13 protein-coding genes and 1 pseudogene are annotated in these 13445 nt (G+C 70.9%); 12 read left to right on the top strand and 2 right to left on the bottom strand.

Annotated elements, in window-relative coordinates; all coding sequences use genetic code 11:
- Both ABT342_RS33535 and ABT342_RS33530 read left to right on the top strand, forming a co-directional pair.
- Nucleotides 1–228 (top strand): annotated as a pseudogene (locus ABT342_RS33535) (hypothetical protein); the annotation flags it as partial.
- 528 nt (nucleotides 229–756) lie between these two features.
- A complete protein-coding gene (locus ABT342_RS33530; RefSeq protein WP_351582147.1) occupies nucleotides 757–1239 on the top strand; it encodes a hypothetical protein in 483 nt (160 codons plus the stop codon).
- A 607-nt stretch (nucleotides 1240–1846) separates the two neighbouring features.
- Here the strand turns inward: ABT342_RS33530 and ABT342_RS33520 are convergent.
- Nucleotides 1847–3016, bottom strand: a complete 1170-nt coding sequence (locus tag ABT342_RS33520; protein WP_502965659.1) for an NADH:flavin oxidoreductase — start codon at nucleotides 3014–3016, stop codon at nucleotides 1847–1849.
- Nucleotides 3017–3128: 112 nt separating this feature from the next.
- Here ABT342_RS33520 and ABT342_RS33515 point away from each other — a divergent pair, with 112 nt between their 5' ends.
- Both ABT342_RS33515 and ABT342_RS33510 read left to right on the top strand, forming a co-directional pair.
- A complete protein-coding gene (locus ABT342_RS33515) occupies nucleotides 3129–3566 on the top strand; it encodes a MarR family winged helix-turn-helix transcriptional regulator (protein WP_351582145.1) in 438 nt (145 codons plus the stop codon).
- A gap of 276 nt (nucleotides 3567–3842) precedes the next feature.
- A complete protein-coding gene (locus tag ABT342_RS33510; RefSeq protein ID WP_351582151.1) occupies nucleotides 3843–4370 on the top strand; it encodes an NUDIX hydrolase family protein in 528 nt (175 codons plus the stop codon).
- 144 nt (nucleotides 4371–4514) lie between these two features.
- Here ABT342_RS33510 and ABT342_RS33505 read toward each other — a convergent pair whose 3' ends face one another.
- Nucleotides 4515–5069: a hypothetical protein gene (locus ABT342_RS33505; protein ID WP_351582143.1), complete on the bottom strand. Its 555-nt coding sequence runs from the start codon at nucleotides 5067–5069 to the stop codon at nucleotides 4515–4517.
- A 340-nt stretch (nucleotides 5070–5409) separates the two neighbouring features.
- Here ABT342_RS33505 and ABT342_RS33500 point away from each other — a divergent pair, with 340 nt between their 5' ends.
- The 8 genes from ABT342_RS33500 to ABT342_RS33465 all read left to right on the top strand — a co-directional run bounded on the left by ABT342_RS33500 (nucleotide 5410) and on the right by ABT342_RS33465 (nucleotide 13443).
- Nucleotides 5410–5835: a DUF4259 domain-containing protein gene (locus ABT342_RS33500; protein ID WP_351582141.1), complete on the top strand. Its 426-nt coding sequence runs from the start codon at nucleotides 5410–5412 to the stop codon at nucleotides 5833–5835.
- A gap of 227 nt (nucleotides 5836–6062) precedes the next feature.
- The gene (locus ABT342_RS33495; RefSeq protein WP_351582138.1) at nucleotides 6063–6617 is read left to right on the top strand and encodes an SUKH-4 family immunity protein; all 555 of its coding nucleotides are present in this window, start codon (nucleotides 6063–6065) and stop codon (nucleotides 6615–6617) included.
- A gap of 49 nt (nucleotides 6618–6666) precedes the next feature.
- Nucleotides 6667–7218 (top strand): SUKH-4 family immunity protein, encoded by a 552-nt coding sequence (locus ABT342_RS33490; RefSeq protein ID WP_351582136.1) that lies wholly within the window; start codon nucleotides 6667–6669, stop codon nucleotides 7216–7218.
- Nucleotides 7219–7405: 187 nt separating this feature from the next.
- Complete coding sequence (locus tag ABT342_RS33485) at nucleotides 7406–7615, top strand: hypothetical protein (protein WP_351582134.1); 210 nt, start codon at nucleotides 7406–7408, stop codon at nucleotides 7613–7615.
- 424 nt (nucleotides 7616–8039) lie between these two features.
- Nucleotides 8040–9503, top strand: a complete 1464-nt coding sequence (locus tag ABT342_RS33480; RefSeq protein ID WP_351582132.1) for a hypothetical protein — start codon at nucleotides 8040–8042, stop codon at nucleotides 9501–9503.
- Between the two features lie 191 nt (nucleotides 9504–9694).
- Nucleotides 9695–11002: an AAA family ATPase gene (locus ABT342_RS33475; protein WP_351582130.1), complete on the top strand. Its 1308-nt coding sequence runs from the start codon at nucleotides 9695–9697 to the stop codon at nucleotides 11000–11002.
- Nucleotides 11003–11142: 140 nt separating this feature from the next.
- Entirely contained in the window at nucleotides 11143–12348 is a 1206-nt protein-coding gene (locus ABT342_RS33470; protein WP_502965661.1) for a vWA domain-containing protein, read from the top strand.
- Between the two features lie 228 nt (nucleotides 12349–12576).
- Nucleotides 12577–13443 carry a GNAT family N-acetyltransferase gene (locus tag ABT342_RS33465; RefSeq protein ID WP_351582126.1) on the top strand — a complete coding sequence of 289 codons (867 nt, stop codon included), beginning with the start codon at nucleotides 12577–12579 and terminating at the stop codon, nucleotides 13441–13443.
- The last annotated feature ends 2 nt before the right edge of the window (nucleotides 13444–13445 follow it).

Below are 13445 nucleotides of genomic sequence, written 5' to 3'. Positions count from 1 at the left end.
GCCTTCCTCGCCGACACGGTGCGCGCCGGCGGACTCGCCCATGCCGCGGAGCTGCCCGAGCCCCTGCCCCGCCCGGAGGCGGCCGACCTCGTACGGGAGTGGCTGCGGGCCGGCACCGAAATCGAGGGCGGGACCGCCGCCGACGACACCGCGGCCACCTGGCTGCGCGCCGTCGCGACCATCATCGAACTGAAACAGCTGAACCGGGCGCGAGGCCGGAGTATGTGATCTGACTGGCCGATCCGAGTACGGCGGGCGGCGGGTGTGGCGCAGTGCGCCGTCCCGGATTGCCGACTTGGTGACTTGGTGACCGCCCCGGCGGCATGGCACAGATGCCCTGGCGCCCGTTCGGAAGGTGTGGAGCCGGGGAGATTCCTCGGGACTCCGCGACGAGGTGCAGGGCCAACTGATCATTTCAGGATGAGTTCACCTGTAGGGCTTGGCGGTTGGGCCTGGGGACGGCGAAGTTCCGCAGATGTCGGATGTCCGGGCTCTCAAAGGGGGGCTCCCACCGGACCTTCGCCGGTCGACCGCGCACGTCCGTGGCAGCCTGCAGGGACCAGCCGGCCTGTGACGACTTCCTGCACGTCAACGGTCGACTCGCCATCCGTCATCACCGACGCAGGTTATCCGCCGAGGACACACCAACGACCGGTCACGGAGACAGGCTCTAGTCCGTACCGGCGGGGCGGGGCGGGGCGGGCGCAGGGCGTGTGGCGCCCGCCGGAGCCGTGGGCGCTGCCACCCTCGTCGTCCATGGATGTCAGTACCTTCTACGCCCTCTTCTCCGCCACCTGCTTCACGCTGGTCGGCCTGTGGTGGAACGTCGTCCAGAGCCATGCCGACTGGATGCGCGACCCCGCCCTGCGCCGCGTCGTCGGCGGGATCTATCTGTCCTTCCTGCTGCCCGCCCTGATGGGCTTGTTCGCCCAGGTCGGCGGCACCGAACAGCCGCAGTTCTGGCGGGCGGCCTTCATTGCCCTCGCCGTGGTCGGCTGCGGGTGCACCCTGCGGCTGCTGGCCCGCGCCCGCGGTCACCACTTCGTCACCTGGCAGCAGGCCGGCGCCGCAGTGCTCTACGCCCTGATCGCCGTCGTCGGCGCCTTCCCCGAACTCGCCCTCCGCCTCGGGCTGCGCCCCATCCAGGCCGAGGCCCTCATGCTGATCGCCCTGATCGCCCTGGGTCACGCCCTGGTCTGGCGATTCATGGCGGGAGAGGGCCGCGCCGCCGAGAGCTAGAGCACGGACATCTCCGTCGGCGCGCGATCCGTGCCGTCATCCGTCAGCCGTGCGACCAGGTCGGGCACCGCCTGCGACGGGGCCGGGCAGGAGGTCGCCTGCTCGGCTTCGATGCCGAGGCATCAGGCCGCGGTCACGCCTGCGACAACCACTGCCCGGACCTGCCCATACATGTACGGATGAACGTACCCGAGCCGGAGGTCATCGGTAGGCATGGGAGTTCAGCCTCCGCCTCGCCGAAGGAATGGCGGACCGGGGAACCTTCGAACCGGAAACCCTCCAGGACCGCAAGGCCGTCGCTCGCCTCTGCACGAGATGGCCCCTGGTCGTCGCGCCGGCCGGCGTTCATCGGTACGTCGACGTCGACGGCACCCCGCGAGCTCGAGAGGCGGGAGCAGTTGGGCGCGCTACCGGCGGCGCCGGACGGGATCAGCACCTATTGCGGAGCACGTTCGAACAAAAGAGCCCCCCACCTGCAACGACAGGAGGGCACCGGTGAGAGCCGGTGCCCTTCGTCGCGCGCGGCTGTTCCCCTCTGCCACCGAGGCGTACTCGATGGACGGAGGTCACGCGGATGCGGTCCCGTCGACGGGACCGGCGAGTACGCCTAGCTCAGCGTCTTCAGCGCCGCCGCGTCGTACGGCTTCAGCTCGTCGAAACGGTCCCCCAGAACCTTCGCCGCCCAGTGCGGGTCCTGGAGCAGGGCGCGGCCGACGGCGACCAGGTCGAACTCGTCACGCTCCATGCGGTCGAGCAGGTTGTCGATGCTCCCGACCTCGGCGCCCTCGCCCGCGAACGCGCGGATGAAGTCGCCGTCGAGGCCGACCGAGCCGACGGTGATGGTGGGCCTGCCGGTGAGCTTCTTGGTCCAGCCCGCCAGGTTCAGGTCCGAGCCTTCGAACTCCGGGAGCCAGTAGCGGCGGGTGGAGGCGTGGAACGCGTCGACGCCGGCCGCCGCGAGCGGGCTCAGGATCGCCTCCAGCTCCTCCGGTGTCTCGGCGAGCCTGCCGTCGTAGGCTTCCTGCTTCCACTGCGAGTAGCGGAAGATCACCGGGAAGTCGGGCGAGACCGCCTCGCGGACCGCGGCCACGATCTCGGCCGCGAACTTCGTACGGGCCACGTGGTCGCCGCCGTAGGCGTCGGTACGGCGGTTCGTCCGTGCCCACAGGAACTGGTCGAGGAGGTAGCCGTGGGCGCCGTGCAGTTCGACCCCGTCGAAGCCGATGCGCTCGGCGGCCGCGGCGGCCTCGGCGAAGGCGCCGATGACGTCGTCCAGGTCGCGCCGGGTCATCGCCTTGCCGGTGCCCTCGGTGCCGTCGACGCGGATGCCGGAGGGGCCGACCGCAGGGGCGTCGGGGTAGGGCGCCTCGCCCTGCTTGCGGACCATGCCGATGTGCCACAGCTGCGGGACGATCGTGCCGCCCACCGCGTGAACGGCCTCGGCGACCTCCGCCCACCCCGCCAGCTGCTCCTCACCGTGGAACCGGGGCACACGGTCGCTCTGCCCGGCCGACTCGTGACCGACGTAGGTCCCCTCGGTGACGATCAGGCCCACACCCGCGGCGGCGCGACGGGCGTAGTACGACCGCACGTCCTCGCCGGGGACGCCGTCCGGGGAGAACATGCGCGTCATCGGCGCCATCACGATGCGATTCGGGACGGTAAGGCCGTTCAGCGCGACAGGCCGGGACAGGATCTCGGCCGCGCGGGAGGCGAAGGAGGCGGTGATGGTCTGCCCGGAGGGCCGTGCGGATGCCGAGTGCTGTGCCTGAGACACGGAAACCCTTTCCCAGCTGCTTAAGAACATGGAAGCTTGAGAACCTCAAGCAATATTTACGGTAGACGTTAATATTTGAGGTCGTCAAGTTTCTCGGCGTAAGGTGGATCACATGCCAGGACCCGCGCACGTCGGCACGGACCAGCTCATGGAGCTGCTCTCGGTGTCACTCGGCGTCTACTACGCCGACTTCAACGCCGCGGCCGCCCGCGACAAGCTCACGGCAAGCCAGGGCAAGACGCTCAGCGTGCTGCGCCACGGCCCCACCCCGATGCGCGCGCTCGCCGAGACGCTGGCCTGCGACGCCTCCAACATCACGGGCATCGTCGACCGCCTGGAAAAGCGCGGCCTGGTCCGCCGCGAGCCCAGCCCCGGCGACCGCCGCGTCAAGAACGTCGTCCTCACACCCGAGGGCGAGCACGCCATCGACACCATCCGCGCCAACATGCACACCACACTGGCGGGCCTGTCCACACTCGACGACAAGGACCGGGCCACCCTGTACGGCCTGCTGGACCGCGTCTTCACGGCCCGCCCCACGGACACCTGACGGGCCCGCGCCGCGGCTCGCCGAAGCCCGCAGCCGCGGGCGTCTGCGCTCCACCTTGTGGGCTCGGTTCCGGCGGATGCCGGCCCGGGACGGCCGAGTCGGCCGTCCGGTGGTCGTCAGGGTCGTCACGTCCCCGTTCGGTCGCTGGGATCGTGTACGGCAAGGCCGCGTCGAAGGGCACCGTCGTCACCACCGCGTCCAAACTCCCACCCGGCCGGCAGATACGCGACCTGGGTCGAGGCCCGGCCGGGAAAGTATGATCAGGCGATGTCTGACATGACCGAGACCACGCCCGGCTGGCTGAGCGAGGACGAGCTCGACACGGCCAGGGCCCGCATGCCCATCCTGTACGTCGAGGCCGTGCCCGTACGCGTGGACGACAGCGGCGAAGTCACCAGCATCGGACTGCTCCTGCGGATCGGCACGGACGGGACGATCAGCCGCACCCTGGTATCAGGCCGTGTCATGTACCACGAGCGGGTCCGTGACGCGCTGCTACGCCACTTGGAGAAGGACCTCGGCCCGGTGGCCCTGCCCCGCGTCCCTGCCTCCCTGCAGCCCTTCACTGTCGCCGAGTACTTCCCCACGGCGGGGATCACCCCGTTCCACGACCCTCGCCAGCACGCGGTGTCTCTGGCGTACATCGTGCCGGTGGCCGGCGACTGCCGCCCGCGACAGGACGCGCTGGACCTGGTCTGGTTCAGCCCGCAAGAAGCAGCCTCCCCGGCCCTGCAGAGCGAGATGCCGGGCGGCCACGGGATGCTGCTGAAACAGGCCCTCGCGCACGTGGGACACGCGTACTGAGCAAGCTGAAGGCCCGGCGGGGCAGTGCCACCTGGTACGACAAGACCCGGAGAGCCACCTCGCCGGCCTCCACCTGCGCGCCTCGCCGATCTGGATCAAAGGCCTCACCAGCGGCGACCCGTTGATCAGGACCGGCTCCGCACGCTAGCGCCGTCGTCCGTGTCCGCCCTGCCGTCCGCCCTTGTCCCCGCTGGGTCGTCTGCCCTTGGCCTTGCCCCTGCGCTTGCCCGGAGCCTGCGCCGGGCGCCCCTGCCAGTCGGTGCTGTCGTCCTCCGAGAAGCTGGCCGCATACGAGAGCGCGTGCTGGATCAGCAGCGACAACAGGCGCTTGGACTCCGCCGAGAGAAGCTCGCTCTGCCAGGGGCAGATCGAGTACCAGCCCTGGCCCGGATCCGTCAGGGGCGGGCGGGGCGCTGCGGGCACCAGGGGCTCGGCCGGCGCTTCGGGAAGACGTACCAGCAGCATGCCCATGCCCCAGGCGACGACCGCGGCGATGCCCTTGGCTGCAAGCACCGGCATCCCGAACGTCGGCAGGACGGGCCACTGGGGAGCAAGGTCCTCAAGTCTCTCGACCAGATTGGGGTGGGTATGCAGCTCCCACCCCTCGTAGACGTAGGCACCGTGCTCCTGCGGAACGCCCTGCTGCCGCAGCAGGTCGAGCAGCGCCGTGTTCTGAGGCAGGTCCGGCAGCAGCGTCATGTCTCGGCACACTACGCGCCGTTCAGCAGTGGGGGCAGTGGTGATGCTCCTCTCCAGCAAGTTCACCGGACCCGCACCATTCGCCAGCCATCAGCACCAGGCGATCGCCGCCTTCGTGCGTCCTGGCACGCTCGTCGCCCGCCCCGGCTGCCCTCCGGATGCAGAGCCAGGACCGGGCAGGGGCCTGCAGAGGCGGCATCTCGTCCATGGGCGGCATCAGCTGCCTCCAGTGGTGCGGGGACCCTGAGGCACAGGACCACTTCCGTGCGCGCCTCAGGGCGGCCGCTGTCAGTGGCTCCTGCCAGAATGCCTCCGTCACACCACGACGCAGGAGAGACCTATGGGTACCTGGGATGTCGGCCCCTTCGACAACGACACCGCCGCGGACTTCTGCGGCGACCTTGATGAGGCCGCCGCCGAGGAACGCGAGGGCATCATCCGCAGCACTCTCACAGGTGTGATCGACACCGTGGGCTACCTCGAAGCACCCGAATCCGAGGAGGCCGTAGCCGCGGCCGCCCTCGTCGCCGCGCAATGCCTCGGGGGTGAGCCTGCCGATCCCGTCTACGGACCGGAAGAGCCACTTCCTGACCTCACCGGCCTGCGTGATCTCGCCCTCCAGGCCCTCGACCGTGTCGTGACCGAGCCGTCCGAGTTGATAGACCTCTGGACCGAATCGGACGGCGGCCCCTGGCGCGCGACGATCAACCGGCTGCGGAACACGCTACTGCCGCGTGCTACGGGCGAACAGCTCCGCTTGAACTGACCACGCCTACAGCACCGTTGCCCGTTCCTCACCCGAAAGGCCCGGACGAGCCGGCAGGTGAACGTCCCTTTCTGGAGCAGCGCCGGAGTAGTGGCGAGGCCGGTCAGGCCACGTCGCGGACCACTACAAGCCGGACGGCAAGATGACGAAGCCGGAACACACCAAATACGCCGACCACCTGAAGAGCTTCACGGCAAGCATCGGAACAGTAAGATAGGACGACAGGCGTGGATTTCTCCGTAACTCCTGCACAGTTGGCTCAGGCCTACGGGCTGGGAAACGTCGTTTACTTCCCACAGAGCGGGATCACCGACTTCGATGCACGTTCGGCCAACTTCCTGAGCACTGTGGGGCTTCCGCATTCGGAAGTATTCGTCTCCCGGGAAAATGTCGCGGATCCCTACCCTGCGGATCTGGATGCGATCACCCTCGGCAGCCGTTTCCACCACTACGGCATGTCCTGTCCGGCGGAGAGCCGGTCCTGGTGGATGCTCGGCTACCTTTTCACGTCCCTCGTGGCCATGGATCCGACGTCGGGAAGGGTGTACGCGTTCCCGGAAGGATCCTCCGGCTACGCGGAACTCCATCGCGATGTCGAGTCCTTGGCACATGCGCTCATCGAATTACGCAAGCTTGAGATCGACCACGACAACGCTGTTGATCCCGAGGAGCTGTCAGCACGTTTCAAGCGGGTGGTGGGCGGCTTCGACCCCACCCCGTTCGCTGACGAGCAATCACAATGGAATCTCTCACTCGAGGAACTGGAACACGGAATATGGTGAGACCAATCCGCAGGTCGCACGGGGTCCAGCCCCCAGTAGGACGAGCGTCATGAACCGCCAGATTTCCCAAGGCGATCTGACTCAGCTTTATGGAGTGGAGGGTGTGGTGCTCTACCCCACCCCGGACCAAGGTCCACTTGATGCTGCGACCGCACAGTTCCTCGGGTCCGTCGGTCTGCCGCACGACAGGTTCTTCACCTCCCAGGCCGGCGTGTCGGGACGGGAGCGGGACCCATACGAATTGGGCCTTCTGTTTGCCCTCGACAAACACTACTGCCCTGAGGAGTCGCGCACTTGGCAAGTTCTGGGATACCTGCCCGCGGCACTCGTCACGCTCGATCCATCATCGGGAGCGGTGTACATCTTCCAGGAAGGCGTGCGTGATTACCAGCTCGCACACCGCGACGTCGCGGCGCTTGTGCACTGCCTGACCGAGTTCCGGAAGCTCGAAGACGCGTACAAGGCCACCCCCGAGCCTGATGTCGAGGATCTGGTCGGCACGTTCCGTGAAGCGGTCAATGCATTCGACCCAACGCCATTGAGTGACCCCGAGTCCGAATGGAACCGCATGCTCGAGGAAGTACTTGAGGAGATGTGGTAAATCGCTGAAGCGGACGGAACTCAAGACCTTCAGGGATCGACTCGGTGACCGCGAGTGGGCGTGGGGATCGCGGGCGCTGCCGGTGGGGCGCTGCCAGGTGAACGGTGTTGGGACGGATGGCCGCTTGCGGACCGGCTGGACGAGACGGCCGCGGGTGCTGGAGGAAGGCGCTACCTGCGCTTGCCCGGTGGGACGGACAACCGGCGGCGGCTGGGCCACGGTTCCCTCGTCGGCGCCGCCACCTTCGCAGCCGCCGCCCGCGATGCACGAGACCGGCGCGACGATCCTGTCGGCCAGGGTCTGTCCGATCCCGGTCGTCACCAGCGCGCCGGTGATCGCGATGACCATCAGCACCAGCCCCAGGTACTCCACCGCGGTCTGCCCCGACCCGCCGTGAGCCCGGCTGCGGGCCCTGAGCCCCAACAGCCGGGCTTGCGTACGCGGAAGGCTTCGCCGGCCTGACAGGCCTATGTGCACTGGCCGGGCCTGACGGCAGCGCCCAAAAGGCATGCGTTCGATTTGCGACGTGCCATCGGCTCGGAATGAGCCCGACGACCCAAGCCAGGGGCCCAGAGTCGGGACCCGGTGAACCGCCGGGTCGGCACTGCGTCCCAGAACCGGGAAGCGCCCCGGCCGACGGCGCACTCGTCGACCCTGGACCGGGAGGGTCGGTGGTAGTTCACCGGCCTCCGTGACCCACTGTCGACTGATCACCCAACGAAACCACCTGACAGATCGCCATCGGGGTGGGTTACGATGCCGGAGATGAAGAACTTCTCCTCGTACGGATTGGGGGAATCGTTCGTGCAGGGTGAGTGCTGATGGCACATCACCTCGCGAGCGAGATTCCGGCCCACCTGTTGATGTGGCAGCGCGTACGTGAGTACGCCGTGCCACCGTCCATGATCGAGACCGCGACCGCACGGCGTGCGGTCGGTGACTGGGCGGGGGCCTGCGCCGCCGCCCGGATCGACGTAGACCTCGATCTGCGCGCCGTGCGCAACCGCCACGGCACCGAACTCGTCGCTCACCTCCGTGCAGATCTGCGCCGACTGGCTCCGGATCTGCTCCGCTGGCACATGCCCCGGATCGCCCCCGACGGGCGGCTGCGGCCCGGCCTCACCATGTCTCTGGCCGGTTACCGGACTTCCGGCGACACCACGCCGCTGCAGCTGGTGGTGCGGACACCGCCGACCTGGGCGGATGCCGGACAGCGGATGTCCCTGGCCCTGTGGGAGGGGCCTGGGGACAGCGCGGCCGTGCACCATCCGCACCCGCATCCCGACCGGCGCTTCCGGCTCGATCTGCACCGACACCTCTGGGACTCCGGACTGAGCGGCGACCTGGCGCGGCGGTGCGGTGCGGGCGGGGCACCGTCCATGACGCCGCCCGACCGGCCGGCCGACCATGATTCTCCGTGGGCGGTGGCGCGTTGGGCCGCCGAGGCGGAGTTGCTGTTGCGGGCCGAGGGGCGCCCTCGCGGGGCCTTCACGGTGCGGCGCGGTGTGCGGAGCCGCGCCGTGCTCGAACTCGTCGCCCCCGACGACAGCCATGCCCCGATGTTCCGGCCGCTGCGGGAGGCGCTGCCGCCGCAGGAGGTCGCGGCGCTTCCGGTGCTACCGGAAGCGGCGGCCCGGGTCCTTCCGGATCTGGAGCTGCTGCGGGCCGGGCTGGTCACGGCCGAGCGGCTGCATCCGCTCGTCGCCGCGGCACTGACGGCGTCCGGCAGGGTGACGGCGTGCGGCCCGGCACCGGTGACCGGCCCCGTCCCCGAGCCCGGCGATCCGCACAGGGTGGAGTGCCGGGGCGAGGTCCACCGGATCGCGCTGCGGGACGGGGTGCTGGCGGCGATCGACCACGACCCGGCTGAACTGCGCCGGGAGGAGCTGCTGGTGGCGCTCGGCGGGCCGGCGCTGCCCTGCCTGCGGGCGATCGACGCGGTACACCGCAACCCGGAGGCACTGCCCGCGGTCCGGGAGCGGCTCGGCCATGGTGACGTCGCCGGGGCGCTGGCCGTGGTCGTGGGGCTGCTCGGTCCCGGCGCGGTCCTGCGCGACGGGCCGCTCCGGGAGGAACTGGAGTCGGCCGCGGCCCGCCGTATCGACCAGGGGCTCTTCCGTTCGGGGCTGGTCGCCGTGCACCCGGGCGCCGGTGTGGCAGAGGGCGGCGACGCCTCGGGCGTGGGGCACGCGGAAGCGGGCCACCGCCCCCGGCTCAACCGCCATACGCCTCACGAAATGCGCCGCAAGCGGAGCGGCCGGGCCCGGCCCCGCCTGGCCTGCTGACCGCCTGGCCTGCCGACCGGCTGACCGGCTGACCGCCTGGCCTCCCTACCGGCCGGCCTGGTGCCCCGCCGACCGGCCGAACCGGCTGCCACCACCCAAGTCCTCTCACCCGTTGCGCATTCCGCGCCACACACCCCCATGACATCCGGGACGGGCCGGCCCGTTCCCTTATCCAACCTCAGGTGATGCCCATGACCTCCAGCACCCTTCTGCCCGCCGCGGTCCCCGCCGCCGGCACGCCCGGCCCCACCCCCGTCGGCGTATCCGGAACCGACACCCACCTCGCCCTGGCCGACGACCTCCTGACCCTCCTGCGGACGACGACCACCGAGCCGCGCCCCGACGAGCAGCTCGAAGCGCTCACCCTGGCCGTCGCGGCCGACCTGCCCGTGCTGCTCTGGGGCGAGCCGGGCATCGGCAAGACCGCGGCCCTGACGCATCTCGCCACCTCCCTCGACCTGCCGCTGACGACCGTGATCGCCAGCGTTCACGAGCCGTCCGACTTCTCCGGGCTGCCCATCGTGGGCGACGATCCGGCGGTGCAGGGGGTGCCGATGGCCCCGCCGCAGTGGGCCGTGGAGCTCGTACGGGCCGGACGGGGGCTGCTGTTCCTGGACGAGCTCTCCACCGCCACCCCGGCTGTCCAGGCCGCACTGCTCCGGGTCGTCCTGGAGCGGCGGGTCGGTGCGCTGCAACTGCCGCCGGGCGTACGGATCGTGGCCGCCGCCAATCCGCGCGCGTCGGCGGCGGACGGGTGGGAGCTGAGCCCGCCGCTGGCCAACCGGTTCGTGCATCTGTACTGGGTGCACGACCGAGAGGTGGTGGTGCGCGGGCTCGGCGGGGTCTGGCCCCGGGCGGAGCTGCCCCGGCTGGTACCGGAGCGGCTGCCGGAGGCGGTGGCTTTCGCCCGGCGCGCGGTCTGCGGCTTCCTTGAAGCCCGGCCGACGCTCATCCACCGGCTGCCGAGCACCGAAACACGGCGAGGCGGTGCCTGGCCCTCGCCCCGGAGCTGGGAGGCGGCGTTGACCCTGCTGGCCTTCGGCACGGCCGCTTCCGTCTCCCAGGAGGTGCTGGCGCTGCTGGTGCGGGGTGCGGTGGGGGACGGGCCGGGGCTCGAACTCCTCGCCCATCTGGACCGGATGGACCTGCCGGACCCGGAGTCGCTGCTGGCCGATCCAGCCGCTGCCGAGCTGCCGGTGCGGGGCGATCTGCGGCAGGCGGCACTGGAGGCGGTGGTGGCCGCCGTCGGGGCTCGGCCGGCGCGGCAGCGGTGGGAGGCCGGCTGGGCGGTGCTGGTCCGGGCCTTGGAGACCGGTGCCCCGGATCTGCTGGTCGGCCCGGCGACGGCGCTGGCCGGGCTGCGGCGCGACGACTGGGAGGTTCCGGAGACGATGGAGCGGCTGGCCGGGGTGGTCGGTCTCGCCCGGCGGGCGGATTCGTCGGTGGGTCGGGTCGCGAAGGGGGCCGACGCCGGGCGTGTGACGAGGGCGGGCCGATGACGGGGGCCGCGAAGCGCCCGGCGCCGCGCCCGCTGCCGCGCCCGATGTCCCCGCCCGCGCCGCCGCGCCCGGTGCGGGCCACCGTGCCGGGGCCGCCGGCCGGCCATGGCGAGGCGGGCAGGCCCGGACTCCCGCTGGACATGGAGAAGTTGCTGGCCGCGCGCCTGCACGCGGTGAAGGTACGTCCCTACCTGGCCTCGGCGCTCTTCGCACTGCACGTGGTGGAGGACCGGTCGGTGCCGACGATGGCGGTGGACGCGCACTGGCGCTGTTACGTCTCCCCCGGCTTCGTGGCGCGCACTCCGGTGGAGGAGTTGGCGGGCGTCTGGGTGCACGAGGTCTCGCATCTGCTCCGGGACCATCACGGCCGGAGCGAGCGCTATGCGCGGGAGCACGAGGAGCACGGGCCGGGCGAGAGACTGCGGCGGAACATCGCCGCCGACTTCGAGATCAACGACGACATCTACGGTGACGGTCTGCCCCGACCTGTCGGAGCGGTACTGCCGTCGGTGTTGCGGCTGCCCGACGGGCTGCTGATGGAGGAGTACCTGCGGACGGCGTCGATGTCCGGGCTCGCCGCGGACCTGGCCTGGCTGGACTGCGGCAGTGGCGCCGACGGGCAGGAGCGGCCGTGGGAGCTGGGGCCCGACGGGGCACACGGGCTGAGCAGGCAGCAGCGGGACGCGGTCCGCTTCCGGGTCGCGGAGGGGATCAAGGGCCGGCCGGGCGACGCGCCGGAGGGGTGGCGTCGATGGGCGGAAGAGGCGTTCCATCCGCCGCAGCCGTGGCGGCAGTTGCTGGGTGCGGCGGTCCGCTCGGCGGCGGGGGCGCCGGGGATGGGCGAGGACCACAGCTACCGGCGTCCGTCCCGGCGCTCGGCCGGTGTCCCCGGGGTGCTGCTGCCGAGCCTGCGCCGTACGCCGCCCCGGGTCTGCGTCGTGATCGACACCTCCAGGTCGGTGAGCGACGCCGAGCTGGGCAGCGCGCTGCTGGAAGTGGCGGAGATCTCGCGGGCGGTGGGCGGGCGGCGCGACCTGGTCTCGGTGATCTCCTGCGACGCGGCGGCCGGGGTCGCCGTCCCGCTCTGCCGCGCCGAGAACCTCGAACTGATCGGCGGCGGGGGAACGGATCTGCGCTCCGGTTTCGCCCGGGCGCTCCGCTCCCGGCCACGCCCGGACGTGATCGTCGCCCTCACGGACGGTCAGACACCGTGGCCCTCCGCGCAGCCTCCCTGCCGCACCGTCGTCGGTCTCTTCCCGCGTCCCGCCCGCACCGTGAACGAGCGGGACCCCGAATACGTCCCGGACACCCCGCCGCCCTGGGCGCGTGTCGTCACCATCAGCTGACACAACACGGCGACGCGGCATCGCCACCCTCACGGGCGGCCCGCGCCCATCAACCTGGCCGATTCCCCGTCGCAGGCGCCTCCCCCGGTCCGCCCGCCGATCCGAACAGAACCACTTGGGCCGTGTCTCTTCGATCATCGGCTGCTTTCGCGGGTCCCCGAACCCGCACCACGCCGGCCGGTCGGAAATGGGGTGCGGACCGTCGGTGCGGTGGTGTGTGATCGGGGTATGACGATTGCGTTGGACAAGCCGGGAGTCGACGGGCTGAGCGAGGCTGTGGGCGTACTGCGGGAGTGGCAGTACGACGGGGCGCCGATGCAGCTGCATCCGGGGGACCTGGGCTGGTTCTGGCGGTCAGGTGCGGAAGCCACCGCCGCGGCGGTCAGGACGTGGAGCCGGGACGGCCGGATCCTCGCCGTCGGGCTGCTGGACGGTCCCGGGCTGTTGCGGCTGACGATCGCGCCGGACGCTCAGCGGGACGGGGAGCTGGCGCGGCAGCTGGTCGAGGACGTGACCGGGCCGGAGCGCGGCGTGCTGCCCGAGGGGAAGGTGAACGTCGAGGCACCGATGGGTGCACTGGTCCAGGACCTGCTCTTCGAGACCGGCTGGAACGTCGACGAGCCGTGGACGCCGCTGCGCCGCGACCTCACGGAACCGGTGAAGGACCCGGGCGTGCGGATCGAGGTGGCCGGGCCGGAGCAGGCGCACGTGTTCGCCGCCGTACTTCGGGCAGCGTTCGACGGGTCGACGTTCACGGACGAGCGCTGGCACGCGATGGCGGCCGGATTGCCGTACGCCGACGCCCGGTGTCTGGTCGCGTACGACGACCGGGGCGACGCGGTGGCAGCGGTGACGGTGTGGTCGGCCGGTCCGGGCAGGCCCGGGTTGCTCGAACCGATGGGCGTGCACCGGGAGCATCGCCGGCACGGCTACGGCAAGGCGATCAGCGTCGCCGCGGCGGCGGCACTCCAGGAGCTGGGCTCGTCGAGCGCGATCGTCTGCACCCCGAGCTCCAATGCCGGCGCCGTCGCCACCTACGAGTCAGCCGGCTTCCGGCAATGCCCCGAGGTCCGGGACCACTACCGGAACGCCTGATG

Origin of the sequence: Streptomyces sp. NPDC000410 (assembly GCF_040300305.1) — a bacterium.
Classification (GTDB): Bacteria; Actinomycetota; Actinomycetes; order Streptomycetales; family Streptomycetaceae; genus Streptomyces.
The sequence above is the reverse complement of the archived record's forward strand: the minus strand, read 5'-3'. Positions and strand labels throughout refer to the sequence as shown.

Coding starts and splice junctions, on each gene's coding strand:
- ABT342_RS33530 (WP_351582147.1), top strand. CDS start 757: ATGGATGTCAGTACCTTCTACGCCCTCTTCTCCGCCACCTGCTTCACG.
- ABT342_RS33515 (WP_351582145.1), top strand. CDS start 3,129: ATGCCAGGACCCGCGCACGTCGGCACGGACCAGCTCATGGAGCTGCTC.
- ABT342_RS33510 (WP_351582151.1), top strand. CDS start 3,843: ATGACCGAGACCACGCCCGGCTGGCTGAGCGAGGACGAGCTCGACACG.
- ABT342_RS33505 (WP_351582143.1), bottom strand. CDS start 5,069: ATGACGCTGCTGCCGGACCTGCCTCAGAACACGGCGCTGCTCGACCTG.
- ABT342_RS33500 (WP_351582141.1), top strand. CDS start 5,410: ATGGGTACCTGGGATGTCGGCCCCTTCGACAACGACACCGCCGCGGAC.
- ABT342_RS33490 (WP_351582136.1), top strand. CDS start 6,667: ATGAACCGCCAGATTTCCCAAGGCGATCTGACTCAGCTTTATGGAGTG.
- ABT342_RS33480 (WP_351582132.1), top strand. CDS start 8,040: ATGGCACATCACCTCGCGAGCGAGATTCCGGCCCACCTGTTGATGTGG.
- ABT342_RS33475 (WP_351582130.1), top strand. CDS start 9,695: ATGACCTCCAGCACCCTTCTGCCCGCCGCGGTCCCCGCCGCCGGCACG.
- ABT342_RS33470 (WP_502965661.1), top strand. CDS start 11,143: ATGGAGAAGTTGCTGGCCGCGCGCCTGCACGCGGTGAAGGTACGTCCC.
- ABT342_RS33465 (WP_351582126.1), top strand. CDS start 12,577: ATGACGATTGCGTTGGACAAGCCGGGAGTCGACGGGCTGAGCGAGGCT.